18 protein-coding genes are annotated in these 25,969 nt (G+C 62.5%); 10 read left to right on the forward strand and 8 right to left on the reverse strand.

Translation table 11 applies throughout. The features are described from left to right. The first annotated feature begins 588 nt into the window (after positions 1 to 588). A complete protein-coding gene (locus GNK13_RS02275; RefSeq protein ID WP_164100819.1) occupies positions 589 to 1,602 on the forward strand; it encodes a DUF1559 domain-containing protein in 1,014 nt (337 codons plus the stop codon). A gap of 91 nt (positions 1,603 to 1,693) precedes the next feature. Then, positions 1,694 to 2,191: a hypothetical protein gene (locus GNK13_RS02280; RefSeq protein ID WP_164100820.1), complete on the forward strand. Its 498-nt coding sequence runs from the start codon at positions 1,694 to 1,696 to the stop codon at positions 2,189 to 2,191. A gap of 140 nt (positions 2,192 to 2,331) precedes the next feature. Here the strand turns inward: GNK13_RS02280 and GNK13_RS02285 are convergent, their stop codons facing one another. Continuing rightward, positions 2,332 to 2,637 carry a hypothetical protein gene (locus GNK13_RS02285; protein ID WP_164100821.1) on the reverse strand — a complete coding sequence of 102 codons (306 nt, stop codon included), beginning with the start codon at positions 2,635 to 2,637 and terminating at the stop codon, positions 2,332 to 2,334. 54 nt (positions 2,638 to 2,691) lie between these two features. On the opposite strand from GNK13_RS02285, the gene GNK13_RS02290 reads away from it, so the two are divergent. Then, positions 2,692 to 3,501 (forward strand): hypothetical protein, encoded by an 810-nt coding sequence (locus GNK13_RS02290; RefSeq protein ID WP_164100822.1) that lies wholly within the window; start codon positions 2,692 to 2,694, stop codon positions 3,499 to 3,501. Between the two features lie 236 nt (positions 3,502 to 3,737). Here the strand turns inward: GNK13_RS02290 and GNK13_RS02295 are convergent, their stop codons facing one another. Next, complete coding sequence (locus GNK13_RS02295; protein ID WP_164100823.1) at positions 3,738 to 4,700, reverse strand: amidohydrolase family protein; 963 nt, start codon at positions 4,698 to 4,700, stop codon at positions 3,738 to 3,740. A gap of 74 nt (positions 4,701 to 4,774) precedes the next feature. Next, positions 4,775 to 5,926 (reverse strand): M20 family metallopeptidase, encoded by a 1,152-nt coding sequence (locus GNK13_RS02300; protein ID WP_164100824.1) that lies wholly within the window; start codon positions 5,924 to 5,926, stop codon positions 4,775 to 4,777. A gap of 281 nt (positions 5,927 to 6,207) precedes the next feature. Here GNK13_RS02300 and GNK13_RS02305 point away from each other — a divergent pair, with 281 nt between their 5' ends. Both GNK13_RS02305 and GNK13_RS02310 read left to right on the forward strand, forming a co-directional pair. Further along, entirely contained in the window at positions 6,208 to 7,653 is a 1,446-nt protein-coding gene (locus GNK13_RS02305) for a N,N-dimethylformamidase beta subunit family domain-containing protein (RefSeq protein WP_203328886.1), read from the forward strand. 75 nt (positions 7,654 to 7,728) lie between these two features. Continuing rightward, entirely contained in the window at positions 7,729 to 9,090 is a 1,362-nt protein-coding gene (locus GNK13_RS02310; RefSeq protein ID WP_164100825.1) for a Gfo/Idh/MocA family protein, read from the forward strand. A 298-nt stretch (positions 9,091 to 9,388) separates the two neighbouring features. Here the strand turns inward: GNK13_RS02310 and GNK13_RS02315 are convergent, their stop codons facing one another. After that, on the reverse strand, positions 9,389 to 10,882 hold the full coding sequence (locus GNK13_RS02315) for an aldehyde dehydrogenase family protein (protein ID WP_164100826.1): 1,494 nt from the start codon (positions 10,880 to 10,882) through the stop codon (positions 9,389 to 9,391). A gap of 178 nt (positions 10,883 to 11,060) precedes the next feature. On the opposite strand from GNK13_RS02315, the gene GNK13_RS02320 reads away from it, so the two are divergent. Continuing rightward, positions 11,061 to 14,390: a sialidase family protein gene (locus tag GNK13_RS02320; protein WP_164100827.1), complete on the forward strand. Its 3,330-nt coding sequence runs from the start codon at positions 11,061 to 11,063 to the stop codon at positions 14,388 to 14,390. A gap of 157 nt (positions 14,391 to 14,547) precedes the next feature. Here the strand turns inward: GNK13_RS02320 and GNK13_RS02325 are convergent, their stop codons facing one another. The 3 genes from GNK13_RS02325 to GNK13_RS02335 form a co-directional block, all read right to left on the reverse strand. Then, positions 14,548 to 15,411 carry a sugar phosphate isomerase/epimerase family protein gene (locus tag GNK13_RS02325; protein WP_164100828.1) on the reverse strand — a complete coding sequence of 288 codons (864 nt, stop codon included), beginning with the start codon at positions 15,409 to 15,411 and terminating at the stop codon, positions 14,548 to 14,550. 4 nt (positions 15,412 to 15,415) lie between these two features. Further along, on the reverse strand, positions 15,416 to 16,831 hold the full coding sequence (locus tag GNK13_RS02330) for a hypothetical protein (protein WP_164100829.1): 1,416 nt from the start codon (positions 16,829 to 16,831) through the stop codon (positions 15,416 to 15,418). Positions 16,832 to 17,057: 226 nt separating this feature from the next. Beyond that, the gene (locus GNK13_RS02335; RefSeq protein ID WP_164100830.1) at positions 17,058 to 17,357 is read right to left on the reverse strand and encodes a Rho termination factor N-terminal domain-containing protein; all 300 of its coding nucleotides are present in this window, start codon (positions 17,355 to 17,357) and stop codon (positions 17,058 to 17,060) included. A gap of 393 nt (positions 17,358 to 17,750) precedes the next feature. On the opposite strand from GNK13_RS02335, the gene GNK13_RS02340 reads away from it, so the two are divergent. The 3 genes from GNK13_RS02340 (at position 17,751) to GNK13_RS02350 (ending at position 23,259) form a co-directional block, all read left to right on the forward strand. Further along, the gene (locus GNK13_RS02340; RefSeq protein WP_164100831.1) at positions 17,751 to 20,372 is read left to right on the forward strand and encodes a DUF1553 domain-containing protein; all 2,622 of its coding nucleotides are present in this window, start codon (positions 17,751 to 17,753) and stop codon (positions 20,370 to 20,372) included. An 8-nt stretch (positions 20,373 to 20,380) separates the two neighbouring features. Beyond that, the gene (locus tag GNK13_RS02345; protein WP_164100832.1) at positions 20,381 to 21,826 is read left to right on the forward strand and encodes a DUF1501 domain-containing protein; all 1,446 of its coding nucleotides are present in this window, start codon (positions 20,381 to 20,383) and stop codon (positions 21,824 to 21,826) included. 287 nt (positions 21,827 to 22,113) lie between these two features. Then, on the forward strand, positions 22,114 to 23,259 hold the full coding sequence (locus GNK13_RS02350) for a hypothetical protein (protein ID WP_164100833.1): 1,146 nt from the start codon (positions 22,114 to 22,116) through the stop codon (positions 23,257 to 23,259). A 110-nt stretch (positions 23,260 to 23,369) separates the two neighbouring features. Here the strand turns inward: GNK13_RS02350 and GNK13_RS02355 are convergent, their stop codons facing one another. Next, positions 23,370 to 24,626, reverse strand: a complete 1,257-nt coding sequence (locus GNK13_RS02355; RefSeq protein ID WP_164100834.1) for a dienelactone hydrolase family protein — start codon at positions 24,624 to 24,626, stop codon at positions 23,370 to 23,372. A 209-nt stretch (positions 24,627 to 24,835) separates the two neighbouring features. On the opposite strand from GNK13_RS02355, the gene GNK13_RS02360 reads away from it, so the two are divergent. Further along, positions 24,836 to 25,969: an SGNH/GDSL hydrolase family protein gene (locus GNK13_RS02360; protein ID WP_164100835.1), complete on the forward strand. Its 1,134-nt coding sequence runs from the start codon at positions 24,836 to 24,838 to the stop codon at positions 25,967 to 25,969.

Below are 25,969 nucleotides of genomic sequence, written 5' to 3' on the forward strand. Positions count from 1 at the left end.
GACCGCACGAGCCTAAGGTTGGCAAGGGCGAAGCTAACGTCCCCAGCAGCGGGGCTTGCTCCGCCGTTAAGGTGAACTTGTAGGAATTGCTGTGCTCAGCGAATGCAATCGGGAGCGGGAAAATAAGGAACGCCGCACGTCCCTGGGATGGGAGGCGTGTGGCGTGCGAGTCTCGCCCGCTCAGTTTCACACCTCGCATCGCGAAAGGAATATTTCTGTTGTAAATCCCTGATTTTGCTTTCCTGGGGCCCCCATTGTCGGTATGATCCGGCTGTTCCCCGAAGTCGCCCGTCTCGAGGTTTCGAGTCATGAAAAGCGTCTCTTGCGTCTCTGGCTTTGGGGAGAATCACCATCGACGCCGTCCCTCGAGGCTGTCTTCCCACGGCGCACTTTGGTGCCATTGGGTCGTCATCTGCCAGTGGCTCTTGCGGCGAGCCCTGAGGCTTCTTCCTCCCGCTGGGCCTTTCGGCGAAGCCGCTCTTTCCGAGTTGCGTGAGCATCGCTCCACGCGCATCGGCGGCCGTGGATTCGCCGAATCCACCATACGCCACGTTTTTTATCAGTCTTTCCAGCCTTGGAGACAAAGTTATGATCTATGCCAGGAGGCGAGGGTTCACGCTTGTTGAACTCCTCGTGGTGATCGCGATCATTGGAGTTCTTGTCGGACTACTACTACCAGCAGTGCAAGCGGCCCGCGAAGCGGCGCGTCGCATGAGTTGCCAAAACAATCTGAAGCAGCTCGCGCTGGCGCTTCATAACCACGAGTCGACGTTCAAGAAATATCCGCCAGCCGGCAAGGGGTACGCAATGTGCCCCGCCGGTGCGAACGCGGATACGGAAATCTATAATTCGAACGGGCTCGTCAATCTGCTGAATTACATTGAGCAGCAGAATATCTACGATCAATTCGTGATCGAAGAAGCCCATGCGATCTTGGGTTCCGCCGCTTCCCGGAATACGACCGGAACGATTGTGGGAGATCCGATTGCCAACGGAAATGCTGCGCTCTCATCGACGGTGATCAGTACCTTTCTCTGTCCCTCCGACAGCAATGCTTATAGCGGCTGGCTCGTCGGTGCTCACTATGGGCCCGATGCGGGAACCGCGGGATTGGCTGGGGCTGGCACGAATTATGACTTCATCACCAGCGATTCTGACTTCAGCATCTGCAACAACTGGAGGACCGCGGGCGTGGCCCGGCGGATGTTTGGTGAGAACAGCACCACCGATCCTGGTGATGTGACGGATGGTCTGAGCAACACCTTTGCCTTAGGCGAGACCACTCTCCGTCACGTCAACGGTCGCGGCAACGCTTGGGCTTATCGCGGGTGGGTGATGATTGGGATCGATCCCGGAACGAGCAACCCGGGGATCAACCTCTGGCATTTGCCGGCGGTCCATCCGACCTGGCAGAGCCCTCCCTACAAACCGGTCCGCGGACACACCCGCACTTGGTGGGCTGCGGCAGCCAGTCTCCACCCGGGCGGTTGTGGTTTCGCGATGGGGGACGGCTCGGTCACCTTCGTCGCCGAGACCGTCGACTCGGTGTTGCTCGAGCGGCTCTGTCGCATGGGTGACGGGGAGGTCGCTTCGCTGCCCTGATCCGCAGACGCCGAAAATCGTGGGGCGGCGGCGCGTCGCTCCGTTGTCTTCCGGGCCAAGGGAATTCGATCCCCATGGAGAATGAACGAAGATGAAGTCCAAATGCCGCTTGCATTTATTGCTCCTGCCGCTGCTCGCCGTAACCGTGGCCCTCACTGGTTGCGGCCCCTCCGGTCCAAACTATGTTCCCGTAAAAGGTGTGGTCACGATTGACGGGAAGCCGCTCGGGCTGAAGACCGTATTTTTTGCTCCCGAGCCCGGCACGCCCGGGATGGGGGCCGGGGCTAGCACGGATGAGAATGGTGCTTTTGAGCTCCTGGCGGTCGCCGCCGGAGCCACCGAGGATGTGTATGGCGCCTTGCCCGGATCGTACGTCGTCACCGTGAACGAGCCGATGTTCCCGCTCGGAGAGGAAATCGCCGTACAGGGGGAGGGAGATGAACCCGAAGTCGCGCTCGGCATTCCGGCGCCCGTCCGCGGGGGGCCCAAAACCATTCCGGCAATCTACACCTCGCCCGAGATGACTCCGCTGAAGATCCAGATTCCAGAAGGGGGTGGAGATTTCAAGCTGGAGTTGGTGTCGCAGTAAATCGACCCGCGATCGATCCCCGGTATCGAGTCGAATTCGCGCGGCGTGTCGGCGAGGCGTTCCACCTCGCAGGCACGCCGTTTTTTATGGGACTTCCCGTACGTCAGCCTTTCCAGGCTGACTTTTCGGGATGCAGCATGTCAGGCTGGAAAGGCTGACGTACGGTCGGGCCAAGCCTCGCTCGGGGCCGAGGAGATGCCGGAGTGGCCCACGCCCAGCTCCTGCAGGCTCAATCCCATTGGGGCGAGTCGTTCGGTGTAGGTCCGAGCATAATCCTGGTACATTTTGGTCTGGTCGCAAAGGTTGACCGACGTTTCGGTCACAGCGATGTCGACCCGATTGACGCCCGCGTCGAGCAAGAAGTGGAGCCGTTTAGAGATGGCGTCGATATCGGTATTGAGGAATCCGATCGGCGCACTGCCGAAGCCGATTACCGAGACCTGCAACCCCGTGTTGCCGAATGGTCAAGGTTCCATAACGTCTGAAACCCAAAAGGATTGATGTCTAGAATCGTTAATGCGAATGAATGGCGGATCGTCGGAATGTCCCGCAGCGGCAATCACGCGGTGATCAATTGGTTGCTGGCGCACCTTGAGGGCCAGTTTTGCTTTCTCAACTGCGTCGAGCCCAAACAGAATCCGTACCAATCGTCACGCCCGATGGGCTCCGGATTGTCGTATGAGACCAATATTCCGCAGTTGAATCTGCAGGCGGAGAGACTGGGAGAGTTTTCCCGGAAGGACTATCTCCTGTACAGCTATGAGGATTGCTTCCTCGGCCTGCTCCGCAAGGCGGCGGTAGAATTTCGGCACGATGAATGGTTGGGGGCCTCGGCCGAGCGGCAGGACCTGCTGATCCTGCGAGATCCGTTTAACCTTTTCGCCAGCCGGGTGCATTTTGGATTGAACCACATCCCGCACGCTCGAGCCATGAAAATCTGGAAGCAGCACGCGCGGGAGGCCCTGGGCATCCGACGATTTCTCCCCTCGTCTCGGCGGGTGATCCTATTTAACTCGTGGGTAACCTGCTCGGACTATCGTCGCCAAATCGCCGAACAACTCGGGCTGCGGTTCACCGACGCCGCAATCAACGACGTCGCGGATACGGCAGGAGGAAGTTCCTTCGATGGGTTGAAACACCACGGCAATGCCTCCCACATGCGCGTCCTTGACCGGTGGCAAGAGTTCGCGGAGGACGATGGTTACTGGCAGCTGTTCGATGACGAACTGATCGAGCTTTCGACGGAGTTGTTTGGTCCGCCGCCAACCCGTGCGCAGTCCGTCGAGCGGCCGTTGTCGGAGGTGCTCTAACACGCTAGGCCCTGTCAGAAAACCCGGCGATTTCACTCTGTTGAGCCGTAGGCGCTAGCCTCGGGCCTCGCAGCCCCGGAATTTCCGTGCAGCACCCGCGGCTAGCGCCGTCGGCTCAGAAAACCCGGCGATTTCACTCTGTTGAGCCGTAGGCGCTAGCCTCGGGCCTCGCAGCCCCGGAATTTCCGTGCAGCACCCGCGGCTAGCGCCGTCGGCTCAGGGTTGTCTGACAGGGCCTAGGCGAAAAACACCTTCTCGGCGGTGTTTCGCAGTAGCGCCTGCTTGTCTCCGCTGGAGAGGAAGTCGGCGTGATCCCGGATCAGCGCGATCGAGGCGGCGTAGGTATGCTCGCCTTGGACTTGGTAGGGGCAGTCGCTGGCCCACATCAGGCGGTCCGGGCCGAACGTGTCGGCCAAGCGGCGGATCATCGGCAGCAGATCGACGTAGGGGGGCTCCTTTTTGCCGAGCGCGTAGAAGGCGGAGGTCTTCACGTGCGCGTCCGGGAAGCGAGCTAAACGACAAAGTGCACTAAGCTGATCGGGATCGATCTCGCCGGTCATTCCGATTCGGGCAAAGTGATCGACAACCACCGTCGTGCCGGGGAATTTCGCACACATCGCGTCGACGTGCGGCAGGTCGCTGGGATTGATCAGCGGGCAGACCGCCACCCCATTCTCTCGGGCCGTCTTCCAGAGCGTGGCCATACCCTCGTCTCGGATCCATTCGGCCGCTTCGCCTGGTTTGGGATGAATGCGCAGCCCCCGGACTCCCTTGGACGCCAGCGTTTTGATCTTCGCCGCCACGTCGGCAGCCTTGCTATCGACGATCCCAACACCGGAGAAAGTGCCGGGGTGGGCAGCCATCGTGTCCAACATGTAATTGTTGTCGAACTCATAAAAGCTCATCTGGATCAGCACGATCCGGTCGACCCCCTGCGGTTTGCAGTGGGCAAACAATTGCTCCGGCGTAAAGCTCGGAGGCTGCATGTCGCTGACCTTGAAATTCGATGAGATCGGATAACGGTCGGTGTCCGGCGTCCAAACATGCACGTGGGCGTCAATCCAGCCGGGGGACCCTGCCTCTTCGGCGGCCGGCAATGCTCGAGCCGAGGCGGCGGGAAGGGCGAGCGCGGTCGCCCCAGCCAGGGCGAGCGATTGAAACTCTCGCCGCGAGAGGCGATGGGCCGTGGGAGCTGGCATGGAAGTCGAGTTTGCCGCAGCAGGTTTTGCATTCAGGGACATCACGAACCTCCGAAGGACAGGGCGTGGGAGATTTAATTGAACTCGAGCATGAAACGACGGTAGACCGCGGCCGCCTTTTGGACTTGGTCGCAGTCGATGTATTCGACCGCGGCGTGCGCCTGATCGATGCTGCCCGGTCCAAAGATGATACTCGGAATTCCGATCGCTCCGAACTTGCTGGCGTCGCTACAGAAGGGGACGCCGATCAGCGTGGGATCGAGTTGCATCTCCTCAAGGATCCGAGCGATCTGCCGCGCTGCTTGGGAATCGGGGCGGGTCTCCAGGGGGACGTCCGTCAGCATCGGTGGATGCATCACGGCCTCCATCCCCGGGTGCTGGGCGACCACCGAATCGACCAGGCGTTGGTAATGGTTCAGCACCGACTCGCACGTCTCGCCCGGGAGCATCCGTCGGTCGATTTCGATCACGCACCGATCTGGGACAAAATTGATCTGCACGCCGCCGCGGACCACGCCGACGTTGCAAGTCGCTGGACCGAGGAGCGGATGGGGCTGCTCGCTGAGCCGGAGCGTGTCCTGCTCGAGAGCGACGATCAGATGCGCCATGTGCTCGATCGCATTGACCCCCAGGTGCGGTTTCGCCGAATGGGCCGAGCGGCCCCGCGATTCGATCTGCCAGCGGACGAGCCCTTTGCTGGCGACGACCGGTTGCAAGAGCGTCGGCTCGGCAATCACGGCCGCATCGGCCGACAACTCTTTGCAAAGGGCGACAACCCCGCGGTAGGAGTACTCTTCGTCGATCGTCGCGGCAAACCAGACGTCGCAGGGAGGCGTCAGAGCGTCGGCGTGGAGCGAGGCGAGCGCGTGCATCATCGCGGCCATGCCGCCTTTGGTATCGCAGGCTCCCCGGCCGTACATCCGCCCGTCGCGGATCTCCGGTGTCCAAGGAGGAATCGTCATCCCGCTGACCGAAACCGTATCCATGTGAGCTTCGAAGACGATCCGCCGCTGCGAATCGCGGCCGGGAACTCGGGCGATCACGTTGGGCCGATCCGGAAACACGCTCTGCCGCCAAGTCTCGATACCCCGCGAGGCGAAGTAGGACTCGATGTAGTCGGCCATCTCCGCCTCGGGAACGCCTCCCTCGTAGTTCGGATTGACGCTGTTGATCCGAACCAAATCCGCGAGCGTTTCGAGGACTTCTTGCGTGAGTGTTTCGAGCATGGGGGCCTCGGTCGTGCGCGGTGTATTGGTTTAACCCGGGAGCCGCGGGGCTTCATCTCATCAGCCGCCGGGCGCTAGCCCCCGGTTCCCGAAAACGCGGTGGGAACCGGACGCTAGCGCGTGGCGGCTAAACCGCTCCTTCATCCGCTTGCGGTTGATCGCTCGGCCATGATAACGCCGGCGGGAAGTCCGCGGGGGGAGCTGCGGGTGTCTATAATCGGCAGCGACTTTAATCGGCAGCATTTTTCGCTGGCCATTTCCTCGATACGCGGAGAACCTCGATGCGACTGTGGCAGCCTTTCCCGTGGATCGCCAGCGTTTTTATTGCCATCGCTTCCTGGGCCACGCCCGCTTTGGTTCAGGCCCAGCAGACGCCGCCGCCATCGCTGTTCATCGAAGGCTATTCGGATCAGCTCAGCTACGCCCCTGGGGATGAAGTGGCGCTGCACGTCTCGACGACGGCGGCAAAGTACTCGATCACGGTCGATCGGATCGGTGGAACCGACCAACGTGTGTTGGAGAAGTCGGAGATTGCCGGTAGCGCGCATCCGATTCCCGACAACGCCTCTTCGCACGGTTGCGGATGGCCCGCGGGATTTCGTTTCCAGATCCCTGCGGATTGGCAAAGCGGTTATTACCAGGTGACGCTGAAGGCGGAAGATGGTGGTGGGCCGTTTGTCGCCCGCAATCGGCGGACGGCCGAGGGGAGTTTGTTCTTCGTCGTGCGGGCGGCAAACCCCGGAAGAAACTCGAAGATCCTGCTGCAGCTTTCGACGAATACTTATAACGCTTACACCAACTGGGGCGGACACAGCCTCTACGCCTACCACGGCCGCAACGGGTTGCAAGGGAATCGAGTATCGTTCAATCGACCCCTCAGTAGCCAATTTTATAACTGGGAAGCCGCTTTTGTTCGCTGGGCTGAGAAGAATGGGTACGCGCTCGACTACGCCGTGAACAGCGATCTCGAGTTTCGGCCCGAATTGCTACAGCATTATCGGCTCGTGCTCAGCGTGGGGCATGATGAGTACTGGTCCAAGCCGATGCGGGATCACTTGGAACAGTTTATTGGGGGCGGCGGAAACGTTGCCTTCTTCAGTGGCAATACTTGTTGCTGGCAAGTGCGGAGCGAGGAGGAGGGACGGGCGCTGGTGTGTTATAAGCAGTCGTATAATGTCGACCCAATCTACCGCGAAGCAGACCAGTCAACCCTCAGCACGCTCTGGAGCCATCATCTGCTCGAGCGGCCCGAAAACCAGTTGACCGGAGTGGGGTTCTTGTGGGGAGGATACCACCGCAGCCACGGCCAGTTCATGGATGGGCCTGCGTCCTACGAGGTTCATCGCCCCGAGCACTGGGTGTTCGAGGGAACGAATCTGAAACTCGAGGATCGCTTCGGCGGTGAGGACTCGATCGTGGGTTATGAATGCGACGGTTGCGAGTTCGAACTCCGGGATGGATTGCCAGTTCCCACCGGGCGCGATGGGACCCCCGACTCCTTTGAGATCCTCGGCACCTGCCCGGCACGCTGGGCTCCGGGGGACAGCGTGTGGTACGAGCGATTTCCCAAGGATCGCGTCGGTGCGGCCGTGATGGGGCTCTACACGCGCGGCGGTACGGTTTTTACCTGTGGGTCGACCGACTGGGCCCACGGGCTCCGCGGCGAAGATCCGGTGGTCGAGCAGATCACTAAGAACGTGCTCGATCGGCTCGCTGGGGCGGGTTAGAATCGTTCGGCCGCTCCGAACCGCGGCGCCCCGTTTCGTGTGAATGATTCCGATACCCCCGTCTTCGAGGATTTTATGTCCCCCCGCCCCACTCCTTCCCGCCTGACCACACGTCGCCAATTCGGCAAGCAGCTAGGGCTCGCCAGCGCCGCGATCGCTCTCTCGGCGGGAAGCTATTCCCGAGTCTTTGGTGCGAATGAACGATTGAGTGTGGCGAGCGTGGGAACGGGCGGAAAAGGCTGGAGCGATTTGCTCGGCGTGGCAGCCAGCCCCGCGGTCCGCGTCGCGGCGCTCTGCGACATCGACAGCTCGAAGCCGCACTTGGGCCGGGCCGCCGAAAAGTATCCGGAAGCGAAGCAGTACGCCGATTGGCGGAAGCTGATGGATGAGTCGAAGGAGATCGACGCGGTGATCGTGTCGACCCCCGACTTCATGCACGCACCGGTCGCGCTGGTGGCGATGCAGCAGGGCAAGCACGTGTTCTGCCAAAAGCCGCTGACGCACACCGTGTATGAAGCGCGGCAGATGCAGCTGGCGGCCAAGAAGAATAACGTCGTCACTCAGATGGGCAACCAGATCCAGTCGCATTCGGCGTATCGCACTGCGGTCGAGATGGTTCACTCGGGGTTGATCGGTAAAGTCAAAGAAGTCCACTCGTGGCAGAGCGGGACTCCCGCCTGGCCTCGCCACATCGAGCGTCCCGAAGGCTCCGATCCCGTTCCCTCGCACGTCAACTGGGAGCTCTGGCAAGGCGTGGCCCCGGAGCGTCCCTACAAGGAGGACCTGTACCATCCGTTCGCGTGGCGCGGTTGGCAGGATTACGGAACGGGTCAGCTCGGCGACTTCGGTTGTCACATCCTCGATCCGGTCTTCAAGTCGCTCGAGTTGACCGCGCCGACGCAGCTGGTTGCCGAGGCACCGCCGCTGAAGCCGGAAACCTGGACCGATGCGGCGACCGTCCGCTACGTCTTCCCCGGCACCGAGCGAACGGCGGGCGAGACGATCAACGTCACCTGGTACGACGGAGTCGGTGTGAAACCGCCCCGCGAAGTCTTGGGAGATGTACCGGCTTCGTACGACCTGCCCCAGGCCGGTTCGGTCTTGGTGGGCGAAAAGGGCTCGCTGGTGATCCCGCACGTCGCGATGCCCAAGTTGTTCCCGGAAGATAAGTATCCGGAGTCCGAGCAGCCGAAAGTCGAAGCGGTCGATCACTACGTGCAGTGGGCCGACGCCTGCCGAGGTGCGGACACGACCACATCGGCGTTCGATTATTCGGGGCCGCTGACCGAAGCCGTGCTGCTCGGCACGATCGGGATCCGGTTCCCGGGTGAGACGCTCCAGTGGGATTCGGCCCAGCTGCGGATCGCCAACTCCGACGCCGCGCAGAAATTCCTCAGCAAGCCGTACCGCAAGGGCTGGGAACCGAGCTGGGTTTGAGCGGAGGGAGACTCCGGGTGCGACGGCGGCCGGTCAACGGCCGCCGTGGGGCTAGTGCCGTCAGCTTTTGAGCCGACAGCACTAACCCAGATCCATCAGCCGCCACGCGCTAGCGTCCGGTTTCCGCTGCGTTTTGGAGAACCCAGGGCTAAAACCGAGTGGCTTCAGTCTTCTGAGCCGTAGGCGCTAGCCTCGGGCCTCGCAGCCCCGGAATTTCCGCTGCAGCACCCGCGGCTAGCGCCGTCGGCTCAGGGTTTTCTGACAGAGCCTGGCGCCCAGCGGCTGCGGCTTGATAGCGCTACAGCGGGCGGACGACCGAGAGGCTGCGGTAGTAGTCGAACAGCGTCTCGACCGAGAGCACGCCTCCGCCCATGCCGCTCTTGTTGATCCCTGCATAGGGGACGCCTTGAGCGAAGACATTGTGGGCGTTGATCCAGCTGTTGCCCGCGCAGAGTGCTTCGGCCACTCGCGCGGCGCGGCCGAGGTCGGACGACCAGACGCTGTTGGCCAGCCCGTAGTCGGTGCGATTGGTCAGCTCGATCGCTTCGTCTTCGCTGCTGAACGGGGCCAGGTAAGCGACCGGTCCAAAGATCTCCTCGCGGGCCGCCACGTTGTCGAGCGAGCCGGCGAGCAGGGCCGGTTTGACGTAGTGGCCGGAGAAGCCATCGACCGAAGCCGCGCCCCCTTCGAGCAAGCACTCGGCTCCTTCGGATTGCCCTCGCTCGAGATAGCCCAGCACGCGCTCGCGCTGTTTCTGGCTGACGACCGGACCCATCTGGCTCGCATCGTTCAATTGGTATCCGATGCGGACGGCCTTGAGCCGATTGACGCATTCGCTGACGAACCGGTCGTAGATGTTCTTGTGCACCAACCACCGCGTCGCATCGCAGCAGACCTGGCCGGTGTGGAAGGTGATCGCACCGACCAACCTTTCGGCCGTCTGCGCAATGTCGACGTCCTCGAACACCACGGCGGCGCCTTTGCCACCGAGTTCGAGTTTGACCGGAACGAGGTTGCGGCCGCACGACTCGGCGACCAGCCGCCCGACTTCCGGCGAGCCGGTGAACGACATCCGCTTGATGTTGGGATTTGACGAGAGTGCGGCGCCGGCACCCGGTCCGGTCCCGGTGACGACGTTGATCACCCCATCGGGAATCCCGACTTCCTTTGCCAGCCGCGCTAAATAGAGCGTCGACAGGGGAGTATCTTCGGCCGGCTTGATCACCACCGTGTTGCCCGCCGCCAAGGCTGGCGAGATTCCCCAGCCGACCAGCAGCAAGGGAAAGTTCCAGGGGAAGATAAATCCGCACGGTCCCCAGGGGTGCCGGACCGTCCAGGCTTCGTGCCCTTTGACCGCCAGCGTCGTGCGGCGATTGACGTGTTGGGCGAGATCGGCGTAGTACCGCATCGTGGCGATGAAATTCTGCACGTCCCCTTGCGCCTGGGCTTCGATCTTGCCTGCATCGAGGGCTTCGATCTGAGCGATGATCGGCAACCGTTTCTCGACTTCGTCGGCCAAGCGATGCAGCAGCGCGCTCCGCTCGTTCGGAGGCAGCTTCGCCCACGGGCCCGTGCGAAAGGCTTCATCAGCCACGTCGACGGCGCGAGCGACGTCGGCCGCTTGCAGTTCGGCGACATCGGCCAGCTTGTTCATCGATCCCGGGTCGTAGGTGGCGAAGGTGCTGCCGTCGCTCGACTCCACGTTCTCGCCGCCGACGAAGCTGGCCAAGGGGCTGCCGTCGAGAAACGCTTGAACCTCGGGAAGCAGCCCGGTATCCACGTTGGCAATCATCGTTTTCACCCGTGGGAGTCCTGTCGAAAGGGTTGTGAGGGAAGCCTCGGCACGTCCCGCTGGGGGCGAGCGGCGATTTGTAAGTCGCGACGCGTTCGCTGCCGGTGGAGGTGCACACGATCGGCTACGATTGTATCGCATCGAAGCTCTTCCGCCGAACTGCTCAGAGGATTCCGCCGTGCTGCACTTCGCTCATCGTTTAGGGGCCACCGCGTTGTTTGCCGCGTTGGCCGCTTCGGGTTTCGTCATCGCGCTGGGGACGATCGCCCTGGGAACGCTCTTCACGGGGGGATCCATCGCGGCGGCTCAGTCTCCGGAACCGGCCGCTGCCGGCGAGATTCGCTTGGCGCGGTTCTCGGCCGACGTGACGATTCCGCTCGGTCACCGCTGTATGGGAATCCTCCCGGCCAAAGCTTCAAAAATCGTCGATCCGCTGCAGGTCCACGGGTTTGTGTTGCTCGGCGAAGGGCAACCGATCGTGCTCGCGGCGTTTGACTGGTGCGAGATCCGCAACGGTGCCTACGATGCTTGGCGGGAAGCCTTGGCCGAAGCGGCGGGAACTTCGCGGGAACGCGTCCTGGTCAGCAGCTTGCACCAGCACGACGCCCCGGTGATCGACAGCGGTGCTCAGCAACTGCTCGACGAAGTGGGACTTGAAGGCGAGTTGTACGACCGAGCCTTCCATCAGGATTGTCTCGAGCGAGTTTCGCAGGCCGTCCGCAATTCATTGGCGACGGCCAAGCGAGTGACCCATGTCGGCGTCGGCCAAAGCCGCGTCATTAAAGTCGCATCGAACCGCCGCCTCGAGCATCTCGATGGGCGCGTCGACCATGGCCGGTACAGCAGCGGCGGCACGAATCCGTTCCAGGCCGACGCGCCGGAGGGGCTGATCGATCCGATGCTCAAGACGCTCAGCTTTTGGAGCGACGATGAACCGCTGCTGGCGGTGAACCACTACGCCGTGCATCCGATGAGTTATTACGGGCGGGGGGGCGTCAGTTACGACTTCGTCGGAATCGCGCGGGAGGAGCGCCGCCGGGAATCGGGCGTGCCGCAAATCTACCTCTCGGGCTGCAGCGGTGACGTGGTGGCAGGAAAGTACAACGAGGGGACGAGCGACAGCCGCCGGATGCTGGCCGACCGCTTGCGGGAAGCGATGGCCCGAGCCTGGGAGGCGACCGAAAAACATCCGGTCGAACAGCTCCGCTTTCGCAACGCGACCTTCGATTTGCCCTTTCACGAAGGCGAGGAATTCACCGAGCAGTCGCTACGCAAGATTTTGGAAGACGACGAGCAGGAGATCTCCGAGCGGATCCTCGCTGCGATGGGACTGAGCAGCCGGGCGCGGATCGCCGCCGGGCAGAAGATCGATCTTCCCTGCGTCGATTTCGGATTCGCACAGATCGTGTTGCTGCCGGGCGAGGCTTTTGTCGGCTATCAGGTGATGGCCCAGCAGATGCGCCCCGACTCGTTCGTGATGGCGATCGGATACGGCGAATGCTGGCCCGGTTACGTCCCAACCGCTTTGGCTTTTGCCGAGGGCTTCAATCACGGATGGCGGTGGGCCGGCCCGGGCAGCGAGGAAGCGATCAAGTCGGCCCTCCGCGAAGTCCTGCGGCCGACTTCGTCCGAGATGGAACAGACCGGCGAGTGGCAGCAGATCGCGTTGCCGGAAGAGGTGGAGCAGCGTTGTTTGGAGATCCTCCGCGAGGGACTCGCAAGCGACCAGTTTTGGCCCGCGATGCACGCTGCCGAAGGACTCACGCGAGGTGGCCACGGAGAGTCGCTGCTGAACGGGCTGGCGGAACGACTGGCCGCTGAAACGGACGCCCAACGCCGCTGCGGCCTGGCTCGCGAATTGGTGCGAGCTGGCGAAGTACGGTACACGCGGGTCTTGCTGGAGACGCTCGCCGACACCGAATCGAGCGGTCGCACGCATGCGGCGGAGAGTCTTTTCAAAGTCGACCAGGTTGGCGACGGGAAAGCGCTGCGGGGGGCGATGGAGCAGTCGGAGAATCTCGCGTTGCGGTTGATGGCCAGCGCCGCGCTGGCTCGCCAAGGCAACGCGGCAGCCCTGGCGACGATCCGCGCCGCCCTCGATGCGGAAGCCGACGACGATTTGCGGATCGCCGCCTGGGTGCTCGGCCGCGTCGGCGAAAGCGAAGACATCGCTCGGCTGAAAGCCGCGCTGGGGCGGGCGCAGACGCCGCTGACGCGGGCGTTCATCGAGCATTCGCTGGCCGCGCTCGGCGATCCGGAGGGACTGCATGCCCTGGCGGAAAATCTCAGCTCCGAGGACGCGGCGATTCGCACTTATGCGGCGACTTTTGCTGGCGATGCCCGGGCGACTTCGCTGGCGCCTCGGCTCGTCGAGCAACTCGACGATCCGGAGCTCGATGCGCGCATCCGCGCGGCGCAAACGCTGCTCGAACTGCAACAGCCGCCGGTGGATCGAGATGCGGAGGTGAGTTATTTGATCTTCGAGGCGAACGAGATGCACCCTCGCAATACCGAGGGATCGATCATCGAACTGGCCGATGGCACGCTGCTGTTCGCAATCACGCGGTTTGAAGGCGATGGAAGCGACTTTGCCAAAGCAAAAATTGTCAGTCGCCAGTCGCAGGATGGCGGACGCACCTGGACGGCTCCCCGCGTGTTGCAGGAAAACGTTGGCGAAATGAACGTAATGAGCGCCACGCTCCGTCGCTTGGGGTCGCCGAATCAGTGGGACAGCCCGATCGGAATGTTTTACCTGGTGAAAAATAGCAAGAGTTCGCTCGACCTGTACCTCCGCATTTCGGAAGACGAAGCGAAGACGTTTGGGGAGCCGATCAAGGTCAACCAGGAGCCGGGCTACCACGTGATGAACAACGACCGGGTCACCCGCTTGTCGAGCGGCCGGCTGCTGGGACCGGTCGCGTTTACCGAAGACGTGGCGAAGTCGAACCACTTCGTTTCGTTCTGCCTGCTCTCGGACGACAACGGGAAGACGTGGCGTCGCGGCCGCGGTTCGATGGACCAACCGAAGCGGGGAGCGATGGAGCCGGAAGTGGTCGAGCTGCGGGACGGTCGAGTGATGATGATCGCACGCACACAACTCGGCATCATCGCCGCAGCCCACTCGAGCGACGGAGGGGATACGTGGAGCGAGCCATTCGCGTTGCCGCTCCAAGCCCCGGAAGCACCCGCCACTCTCCGCCGCGTGCCGGCGACCGGCGATCTGCTGTTGATCTGGAACAACACCTATGATCCCGACCAAGGGCACGGGGGACGTCGCACTCCGCTCACCGCTGCGATTTCCTCGGACGAGGGAAAATCATGGCAGCATCTTCGCAACCTGCAGAGCCGCGGCGATCGCACGTACGCCTACACGAGCCTGACGTTCGTCGGCGGGCGAGCCGTAATGAGTTATTGGGATCAGGACGCAGGATCCAGCCAATACTCCGCGCGGTTCCACTCGCTGCCGGTCGGCTGGTTCTATGAGTCGACCGAACCCGCGCCGGAATAACCCTTCGTTGCCTTTCGCTCCGCGAGAGTAGCGGTTCCTCAGGGCTATCGGGAAATGAAAGGTTAAGACTTTGCGAGCGCTACTTTCGCGGAGCGAAAGGCGACTTTGCGAACGCTACTTTCGCGGAGCGAAAGGCGACTCTGGGCAGGACGAAGCTTCATGAACCGGGAAGCGTTCCGGGGGCTTGTTCCAGGCCGATCCCGCGGGCGATGCGGCGGAGGAACCGCCGGGCCCGGCGGGCGCCTTCCAAGATGTGCTGGGCGTCGCCGTCGCCTGCGATCTCCAGAATCAGGGTGCCCGAAAAACCGGTGCTGTGAAGCTGTCGAAGGAGCGCGTCCCAACGGATTTCTCCGTCGCCCGGCGGCAGGTGGTCGTCGTACTTGCCCCGGTTGTCGCTGGCGTGAACCATCCACAGGTGTCCCGAGAGTTTATGAGCGACGGTTCGCAGGTCGCCTGAGAGATGGGCGTGGCCGGTATCGAGGCAGATCCCGACGTTGGTCTCTTCGAGGGCGCCGAGGATCCACAGCAGCTCGCGGACGTGACCGGAGAACAAGTGGGGGAGCATGTTTTCCAGCACGAGGGCCATGCCTTGCCGGCGGCAGTTGCGCGAGACTTCTTCCAGGACTCCGACCGCGTTGTACATTCGCTCGACGCGATCGCTCGGGGGCAGTCCGCTTTTCTCAGGCCCGGGGTGGATCACGAAGTGCCGGACGTCGAGCTCCGCGGCGGCATCGGAGGCTCGCATCAACTCGTCCCGTGCCACCTGCCGCTGCTGTTGGTTCGGAGATGTAATGTCGATGCCCTCGGCGAAGGGAGCGTGGAAGGAATAGGCCTCCAGTCCCAAATCGTCGAGACGCTTGGCGGCTTCGCGAACTCCCGCTTGGTCGTGGTAATCGAGGTGCGGCGGATAGGAGCAGACTTCGATCCGTCCAAAACCGGCGTTTCGAATCGAATCGAGGCAGTCGAAAATGCTGGTTCGATAAAAACATCCCGTGGAGAGTCCGACGGCCCAATCGCTCATGGGTTCATATCCTGCTCAAGAGCAAGTCGCGGTAATCGGCGAGATTGTGTTCACAGTTGTGATGGCCACAGTAGCCTTTCTCGCGATTCGAGACACAGTTGAAATCGATCAAGCTGTCGGCGCCCGTGGCGATTTGGCCGGCAAACAGCCGCGTGTACGCATCCGCCCGGCAGGCCGCGTTGTAGCGGAGCCAACGGGTGCCCCAGTGGAAGTCACGCTCATATTTCGAGCGGATCAGACCTGCGACGTGGCGAGGGTGCCATCCGAGTGCCATCAGAACGCGGACGACCAACTGGATACCTGCCGGTTTGAGCAGCCGGTCGTTCGGATTTTCGAGGATGTCCCTGACACAGTTGGGAAGCTCGTGCAGGTCCAAGCGATCGTATGTCTCCGGCCACCGTTCGGGCGGGTGCTGCTCCTGCGAGTAAAACCGCCCGTGAAAAGCGGCGAGCGGGCTGCTCTGATAGCGTTCGAGCAAGACCCCCACCGGGCCCGATTGATCGGGGATCCGCACCGCAGCGCGGCTGGCCAACTCGGCGGTTAGATCGGCCGATCGCATGACCTCGATCGCTTCGGTTTCGCTGATCTCGAACATCGGGATCTGGAACATCAGCGGCACTGCCCGGATCATTTCCTCACTGAGTGCCCCAGCCATCCCCTGCGGTTTCAAGTAGACGCTAAAGGGGACGCGGATGACTCGGGTATGCAGCGGATCAGCATACTCCGAAATGTCGATCACGATCGACTCGCGGCCGCGTTCACCCGAACCAACCTCGACATCGGTCAGCTGGATCGGGACCTGGGTTTCCGCCCCCGCTTCCCGCTGGATGAGATGAGCGAGGTACTCCATCAGCAGTCCCAAGCCAGCGAAGGCGCGGGCCAGTTCCGCCCGGATCGCGTGGCCGTGGGGTGGGTGGGGCTGCGCGTACATCTGCAGCATTCCCTCGGAAACCGGTCCCAGCGCGGCCAAGCGGCGAAAGGTGTCCGAGTCCTGGGCGACGCTCCAGACGAAATGGTGCCCGCGACCGGTCAGCTGATGCAGGGGGCTGATCCCAACGCCGAGCAAGATTTTTTCGATTGCTCGGACGACGGGAATCTGCAGCTGAAAAGTCCGCCGCGGATCCAAGTAGGGCTCAGCGACGAATTCGCCGTTGACGTACTCCACGTCGAGATGGGCCAGCAGCCGTTTGTGATCCCACAGCGCCCGAGCGATGTCCTCGCCTTGCTCAAACGATTCGAGCACTGCACTTCGCGGACGTGGAGTCGCCGTGGAAAACGCGGCGGTCGGCGAACCGAGTACGTATTCGCAGGTTCCCTGCTCGAGGAACGTTCCCCCGAGGAACTCGACGATCCGAGCCCGCACCGCGTCATGGGCGTAGTAGAGCCGCAGTCGCTCGCGAATTTCGTCGGGAGTGGGCATCGTTTGGTCGCCTTTCGCTCCGCGAAAGCAGCGCTTCTGCCGCAAGCGGTGTTACATCAGCCGCATACCGAGTTTCATCCTTTGAGCCGTAGGCGCTAGCCTCGGGCATTCGATCCCGGGATCACCGCTGCAGAACCCGCGGCTAGCGCCGTCGGCTCACCCGCGGCTAGCGCCGTCGGCTCACCCGCGGCTAGCGCCGTCGGCTCACCCGCGGCTGATGACAGGCCTAACGGTGTTCGCGGACGGCGTCGACCAGCTCGGCTTTCTTCATCTTGCTGCGGCCGCGGATGTGCATCTCTGCTGCTATGTTTCGCAGCTCGTCAACCGTCCGGTCCTCAAGCCGCTGATTGGGATTCCCGGTGCCCTGCGTCTTGCGGTTCGGAGTCCGCCCTTCTTTGCGGCGCTGTTTATTGACGCTCCGGGCGGCGATCTCTTTTGCTCGATCGGCCGGTACATCGCGGTCGAGTTCGCTCTGCTTGATGTGGTCGTACTGCCGCTCGTCTTTCTTGCTCCACGCTTCAGGCATGATTGCCCCTCCTCGAGATGCGATTGCGATTAGAAGTGGTGGCGATCGGCACGATTCGGGGGCCGTGACGAAATGTCAGGGCCGTGCCGAACGTGCCGGCGCACGCGAACGTATCTCCACGGACGCATCTCCCATGCCACGGGGCGGATCCTCCCAGGCAGCCTCACCTCCCACGGGCTCCCGCTGGCATTGTCGTCGGGGCGGGGGAGGAGAATGGTGGTGTCGTCTCGGCGGATTTCTATTATGCTGGAGGTACCCACCCCCAGTGTCGGCGCGCTCTTCCGCACGCGATTTCGCTGGCCTCGCGATTTAGCCGGGCCATTCCGTCGCGGTCGCTGGCGAGCCACGGCACTCCCGCCTAGAGTCCCCTCCCTCTATCCAGCCTCCGGGACGATGCATACACGAAGCCTGCTTTGTTGCCTGTTCTGGTTCGCCGGTTGTGGTTTTCTGTCCGCGGCGGAAACGGTTCCCCCCTCCGCTTCGGCGTCACCGGTTTTCGAAGCCGATGTCCGGCCGATTCTCAAGGCCCACTGTTGGCACTGTCACGGCGAAGCGGACCATGTCGAAGGGGGACTCGACACGCGGTTGGCTCGCTGGCTGCACGAAGGGGGCGATTCGGGAGCCGCGATCGAGCCGGGGGACCACGAGTCGAGCTTGCTCTACCAGCGGATTGCCGACGGGGACATGCCTCCGGGGGAGAAGCAACTGACGGCGGCCGAACTGGAAACGATCGCCGCCTGGATCGACAGCGGCGCGACGACGGCCCGTCCGGAGCCGGAGACGTTCACCGAAGCCGCGTTGTTCACTGAGGAAGAGCGGAGCCACTGGGCGTTTCAGCCGATCGCGCGACCCGAGATTCCGGCCACCGAGCACCCCGAGTTGCTCTCCACGCCGATCGATGCCTTTTTGCTCGCGCGACTCGAAACGGAGCAGCTCAGCTTCGCTCCGGAAGCCGATCGTGCGACGTTGGTTCGCCGGCTCTACTTCGATCTGGTTGGACTCCCGCCGGAACCGGACGAGCTGGCGCGAATCATGGCCGACAACTCCCCGGACTGGTATGAGCAGCTGGTCGATCGGCTGCTCGCCTCACCGGCTTACGGGGAGCGATGGGGACGCCACTGGCTGGACGTCGCCGGCTATGCGGACAGCGACGGATATACCTCCAAGGATATTCCGCGTCCCTGGGCGTGGCGGTATCGCGACTATGTGATCCGGGCGATGAACGCCGATCGTTCCTGGCGCGAACTGATCGTCGAACAACTTGCTGGCGACGAGCTGTCCGAGCCGCCCTACAAGAACCTGACCCCCGAACAGGCCGAGGCTCTGATCGGCACCGGCTTTCTGCGCATGGCGCCCGATGGGACTGGCGACAGCGCTGCCGACAAAAACACGGCGATCAACGACGTCTTGGCCGAGACGGTCAAGATCGCTTCGACCGCGATGCTCGGGCTGACCGTCGGTTGTGCCCAGTGCCACGACCATCGCTATGACCCGATCTCGCAGAAGGATTACCACCGGTTCCGCGCCCTCTTCGAGCCGGCGTTTGACGCGAAGAACTGGCGGACTGCGAACGCTCGACTGATCTCGCTGTGGTCCGACGAAACGCGGGCCCGAGCTGCGGAGGTTGCCAAAGAACTCAAAGCGGTCAACGAGCAGCGCAGCCAAGAGCTCGACAAGATCGTTGCCGAGACGTTTGAACGGGAGCTGGCCAAGTTGCCAGAGGAGCTTCAGGCGGACGCTCGGTTGGCCCGCGAGACCGACCCCAAAGAACGGACCGATGCCCAGCAGAAGTTGATCAAGGAATACCCGTTCTTGAACGTCAATCCGAGAACGGTCTATCTGTACTTGCCCGATCGCTTGAGAGGCTTCAACAAGAAATGGGACGAGCGGAGAGCGGAGGTGGAAAGCCGCCGCCCGGAAGAAGATCTCGTCCACTGCCTGACCGAAGTCCCGAACCAGGTGCCGAAGAGCTTTGTGTTTGTGCGGGGGGATTTCAATCAGCCGAGCGACGAAGTGGTCCCAGGACCGCTGACGGTTCTCGGCCGAGAGGAGGTGTCGATCCCAGTCGACGATCCCGAGCTCCCCACCACCGGGCGGCGACTGGCCTACGCACAGTACCTGACCGACGGGCGGCATCCGTTGGTCGCGCGGGTGTTGATGAACCGCTTTTGGATGCATCACTTTGGGCGGGGGATCGTTGCCACGCCGGGTGATTTTGGGGTGCTTGGCGAACCGCCGTCCCATCCCGAGTTGCTCGATTATTTGGCCGACGAATTCATGCGCCGCGATTGGCGACTGAAACCGCTGCAGCGGATGATGGTCCTCTCGACCGCTTATCGCCAGACATCGCGACATCGCGCCGAGCACGACGCGGTCGATCCCGACAATCGACTGCTGGGCCGGATGCCGGTGCGGCGGTTGGAGGCTGAAGCGATTCGCGACGCGGTGCTCTCGGCGAGCGGCCAACTGGTCCACCAGGTATATGGAAAGCCTTCGCCGGTCGCTCCCGATGAAGTGGGGCAAATCGTGGTCGCCGTCGACACTCGCGATTCGGCGGGCAGGCCGACCGGCAAGCATGTCGATATTGGAGGAGACGAGTTCCGCCGCAGCGTGTATGTGGAGGTTCGTCGCACGATGCCGCTGGGGGTGCTCGAGCCGTTCGACGCGCCGGTGATGGCGCCGAACTGCGAGCTGCGGGTTTCCTCGACCGTCGCCCCGCAATCGCTGCTGATGATGAACAGCCCGTTTCTGGTCGCGCAGGCGGCGAAGATGGCCGAGCGGGTGGTCCGGGAAGCGGGGAGCGAGCCGGAGGCTCAGCTCCGCGCGGCATGGCGATTGGCCTACGCTCGGGAGCCCTCGCCCGAAGAGGTCGCCTCCGGGGTGCAGTTCCTCGGTGGCGGTGATGCTGGCGAGTCGGCGGCCGCCGCTGAGGCCGAGGGAAAGGCGGCCAGCCTGTCTCTGACGAACCTCTGCCAGGCGCTGCTCTGCAGCACCCGATTCCTTTACATTGAGTGAAGACTGCCATGACGCACCAGCCACATTCGCGGCGGCATTTTTTGATGCAGCAATCGTTCGGGCTCGGCGGACTCGCGCTGGCCTGGATGCTGCAGCGCGAACCACTTCGCGCTGCCGGTCCCGCTCAGCCGCCGCTGGAACCGGTCCACTACGATCTGACTCCCAAGAAGCCGCCGCGGCCGCCGCGGGCGACGGCGATGATCTCGATGTTCATGCAGGGCGGGCCGAGCCACATCGATCTGTTCGATCCCAAGCCCGAGCTGTCTCGCCTGCACATGAAGACTTATACCGGCGAGATCAAGTATGACAATGCGGCCGGAGCCAGTTCGAAGCTGTATGGCAGCCCTTGGAAGTTTTCCAAGTATGGCGAAAGCGGCATGGAGCTGAGCGAGTTGGTATCGAATCTCGGCAGCGTCGCCGACGATATCTGCATGATTCGCTCGATGCACACCGGGGTGAACAACCACGGTCAATCGATCAACGCCATGAACACCGGGCGGATCACCGCGGGACGGCCCTCGCTCGGTTCGTGGATGACCTACGCACTCGGCTCCGAAGCGGATAACCTGCCCGCCTTCGTCGTGCTCAGCGACCCTAAAGGCCTACCGGTGCTCGGCGTCGATAACTGGCGCAATGGCTGGTTGCCGTCGATCTACCAAGGGACGGTGGTGCGTCCCACCGAACCGCGAATCTTGAACCTCGACCCGCCCCCATCGGTGTCGGGGCGGCGGCAGGAACGGTTCCTCTCCTACCTGCAGCAATTGAACCAGGAGCATTTGGCGGAAAACCCAGGCGAGACCGATCTGGAAGCGCGCATCCAGAGCTACGAGCTGGCTGCCAAGATGCAGACGAGCGCGAAAGAAGCGCTCGATCTCTCGCAGGAAACCGCGGCGACGCTCAAGCGTTACGGCATCGACAATCCGGAAACCAAAGATTACGCTTCCCGCTGCCTAATTGCGCGGCGATTGGTCGAACGTGGAGTGCGGTTCGTCCAGATCTATACCGGGAACCAAACCTGGGACCATCACAGCAACATTGGCAAACTCCTGCCGGCCGTGTGTGGCAAGACCGATCAGCCCGCCGCGGCGCTCGTTGCCGATTTGAAGGAGCGTGGGTTGCTCGACACGACGCTCGTCCACTGGGGCGGTGAGATGGGGCGGCTCCCGGTGATCGAGAACGAGAAGAATATTGGCCGCGACCATAATACCTACGGGTTCAGCATGTGGCTCGCCGGCGGTGGCATCGAGGGTGGTAAGATTCATGGTGCGACCGACGAACTCGGACACCGCGCGGTCAGCGACATCGTCAACCATTACGACTACCACGCCACGCTGCTGCACCTGTTTGGTCTCGATCACAACTCGCTGAATTTCCAGCAGCCGACCGGCGTGGGAAGCCTCGTCGACGGGCAGGAAGCGAGGATCGTCGAAGAGATCCTCAAACATCCGGTCTGAGGGGACATCGCCACGTTGGATTCGTTCGCAGCAGAACGGCTCGTGAAGAGTCGTTTAACGGCAAGCCGAAGGCGACTGTGTTTTAAAGAGCAGTCGCCTGCGGCTTGCCGTTAAACGACTAGGTGACGAATCGCTGGGCGAGTGGAGTGGGAATTTTCACCCCTCCTGCGCGCTTCTTGGGTTGGCGAGGGCTCTAATGCGCTGACGGCACTTGCTGTCGCGACTCGCCGCCGCCTGTACCCCGGGGCGGGCCGCGTGCTTCTCACCCTGCTGCCCCGCTGCGTGCTATGTCGACGACGCCTCCCACTCGTCCGTCTCAAAACCCGCTTCCCCCACAGCGGAGAGGCCCGGCCGGTTACCGGTTGCTGATCTGGATTTTCAGCCTCACCTTTGCCGTGCTCTGCTACTGGTTGCTGGGGTTCATTCTCCGCGACATCGGCCGAATCGATGGCCCGCAGTACCGGGAGCTCGAGGCGCAGATGCTCGATCCGGAACTGCTCACGACCGATGAAGACCTGGCCGATCAGCTGGCCGAGGCCGAGCGGGAAATCGCCGATTTGAGTGAACAGCAGCGTCTGCTCGGAGCCAGCATCGCCAACTCGCAGCAAACGGTGAATCAGCTGCTTGAGATCCAGCGGCTGAGCATCGAAAAGGAGACGGAGTTGACCGAGGAGGAGATGGCGGCGATGACCAGCAATCTCCAGCTCTTTCTCGAGAATCAGCGCGAGTATCAAGCGCTCAACTCGCAAATTTCCGAACTGACGCAAACGCGGCAAACACTGAGAGAACAAAAACGGCTCAGCGAGCAGGCCCTGGCCGAAGCTCGCGGGCCCATTCAGGAGGAATTTGAGGAGAGGCTGCAGAGCCACAATCTCAAGCTCGCTGGACTCAAGCTGGCCGTCTTGCTGCCGCTACTGATAGTGATTCTGTTGCTCTTTCTGCGCTATAAGGAAAGTCTTTATGCGCCGATGATGTATGCGGCTGGTGGTGCGATCTCGCTCAAAGTGCTGATGGTGATGCATGAGCATTTCCCTGCCGAATATTTCAAATACATCCTGATCGCGATCTCGCTGATTATCGTCGCTTGGATCCTCGTCCATCTGCTGCGGATGCTGGCGTTTCCCAAGCGGGACTGGTTGATCAAGCAGTACCGCGAGGCTTATGCCTCCTTCTTCTGTCCAGTCTGCGAATTTCCGATCCAGCGGGGGCCTTTGAAGTTCCGGGCCTGGACCCGCCGTACGATCCGCAAAGCCCGGTTTGAGGTTGGCTCCGGCGAAGGTACTGCCGGGGACCGTCCCTACTGGTGCCCGGCCTGCCATACCCAGCTGTACGAAGAATGCAGCCGCTGCCATGCCACTCGGCACAGTCTGCTGGGAACGTGTGAGAAATGCGGTGCCGAGAAACTGCCGCTGGCGTCGGACGCCGGGAGCTAGCCCTGGGCATCGAGAACCAATCAAATCAGCCGCCACGCGCTAGCGTCCGGTTTCCCCTGCGTTTTTTGGAAACCGGGGGCTAGCGCCCGGCGGCTGATGCATCAGTCGGGCTAGCGTTTGGCCGATTTCGTCGGGGCGTCCATCAGGAAGTGCTCGAAGAACGAGTACACGACTTCGTTGGCTTCGGGGTTCGGCGAGTGCTCGGGGCGATTGGTCATCCCGACGCGGTTTTCGTAGCCGAGCACATCGTTGACTGCGATCGTGTGGTTCAGCGCCATCCATCGCTCCGGAGGATCTTCCGCGCCGCCGGAAACGAGAAACGGCCGCGGGGCCATCAGCGCGTGGAGTTCATGCAGGTCGCGGCCTTCGGCGACCAGGCGAGGGTACAAACCCTGCGCCGGGTTGTCGGACGTGATCAAGCCTCGCCGCCGCCACGGCTTGGGATGGTAACCGAGGTACCACGGTTCCCAATAATTGATGCTCGGCCGCGTGCTGCTGAAAGTGATGCCAGGGTCCGACCAGGCGGCGCAGGCGAATTTCTCAAACAGGCAGGAAGCGAACATCGCCCACTTGCCGCCGAACGAGTGGCCGACGATGCCAATCCGCTCCGCATCGACTTCCGGCCGATTGGCGAGCACATGCCAGGCATTGGCTGCGGCGTAGGCCAGCATCGACAGCGGCTGGACCTCCGCATTCTCGATGCTCGGATGGTAGAGCGAGTAGGTGCGAGCGGCCGTCGCTTCGGTCGTCCCGATCGACAACACGACGAAGCCCCGCTGGGCGAGCTGCCAGCCGTAGTCGCGATTTTCTTTGCCGAGTCCGATCGACGTCTCCGGCTCGTAGAACACGGTGACCACCGCCGGCCGGGGGCCATCTCCCGGGGGAATCAGCAAGTAGCCGGTCGTCTTCTCCTGCGGCGTCCACTGGAAGCGGACGCGGAGCTGCCGGATGCCGTCCCGCTGCTCCTCCTCGAGGACCTCCAGTTGCTGGTCTTGGATCAGCGGCGGCCACTGACCCATCAATCCATGCCACTGGTCCAAAATCTCCTGTCGGCGGCGAGCCCAATCGTCGGCATTCTGGACCACCGACCCGTCGAGAAAACGCAGCGGGCTGCGGAAGGAGCCAAATTCGCCTTCCCACTTTTCGGGGACGTCGAACGCTGGAGCAATCCGTTCCCAGGCAGTCGTCGCGGCCGCTTGCTCCGGGGACTTCGCTTCGTCGCGAGCGGCCTCAGATGCGGGCTGTAGGGCAGGTGCGGGCTGCTGGGCAGAGGTTTGGGCGTACGTGCGGCACGGCGCCGCGGCGGTCGCGGCGACAACGATCGCGGCGATAGGAACGGTTTTCCACTTCGAGGGCCAAGCTCGCATATCTCTTCGAATTCCAGTGCAGGCGGTGTCGCGGGTGCGGCGAACGACCTCGCTTCGCAAGCCGATCCAGCGCGACTGCCGCGAAGGGCGTGAAGGTCGTTTATGATTGTAGTCCGTCTGCCGTCTGACTGTAGCCCGTCCCTTTGCCCCGGTCGCCCGTGCCCCTTGCGGCCCGCCGGCTGGCCGGTAACCACCTTGGAGATCACCCCATGAGTTTATTTTTGGATCGTCGTCGGTTTCTCCGTTTCGCTACGACTGCGGCCGGAGTGGCCGGGGCGGCCGGAGTGGCCGGGGTGGCTCCCGCTTTCGCTCAAGACCCGCCGGCCTCGAAGAAGATCGCTTGGCACGACGTCCGCGACTGGGGCGTGGAGGGAAAGGGGTGGGCGGATACCGAAAAGTACTACGACCGCTTGCCAGCCCGCGCCAAAGGTCGAGTCCGCGACGCGGTCTGGAGTCTCAGTCGTCATTCCGCGGGAATGCTCACGCGGTTTCAAACCGACGCGGATGAGATATTCGTCGATTATCAAGTGACCTCCGATCGCTTGGACATGCCCCACATGCCTGCGACCGGTGTCAGCGGAGTCGACCTGTACGCCGACGACGCGGAAGGGGATTGGAAGTGGCTCTCGGTGTCCCGGCCGGCTGCCCAGACGATCAACACCAGTTTGATCTCCGGGATCGCGCCCGGAGAGCGCGGCTATACGCTCTATCTGCCGCTGTACAACGGGACCGAGTATTTGAGAGTCGGCGTGCCCGAGGGTGCGAAGTTCGCTCCGATCGAGCCGCGGCAAGAGAAGCCGATCGTGTTCTATGGGACGTCGATCACCCACGGCGCCTGTGCATCGCGTCCGGGGATGCCCCACCCGGCGATTCTCGGTCGTCGCCTGAATCGCCCGGTGATCAATCTCGGTTTTTCCGGCAATGGGAAAATGGAAGCCGAAGTGGGCGAGTTTCTCTGTGAGCTGGATCCAGCGGTGTATGTGATCGACTGCTTGCCGAATATGAACGGCGAAGAGGTGGCCGAGCGGGCCGAACCGCTGGTCCGCCAGCTTCGCGCCGCACGGCCGGAAACGCCGATCCTGCTCGTCGAAGATCGCACCTACACCAATGCTCCGTTCCTGCCCGATCGCCAGCAGCGTCACGAATCGAGCCGCGCGGCGTTGCGAGCTGCGTACAATGCAGTCGTCGATGCGGGGATGAAGAAGATCGCCTACCTCAACGGCGAAACCCTGCTCGGTGACGATCGCGACGACACGACCGATGGCTCTCATCCTTCGGATCTCGGTTTTTACCGACATGCCGAGGCGATGGAGCCGGTGTTAGAAAAATTGCTCCAAGCCTGA

It is taken from the genome of Candidatus Laterigemmans baculatus (assembly GCF_010367455.1).
In the GTDB taxonomy this organism is placed as follows: domain Bacteria; phylum Planctomycetota; class Planctomycetia; order Pirellulales; family Pirellulaceae; genus Laterigemmans; species Laterigemmans baculatus.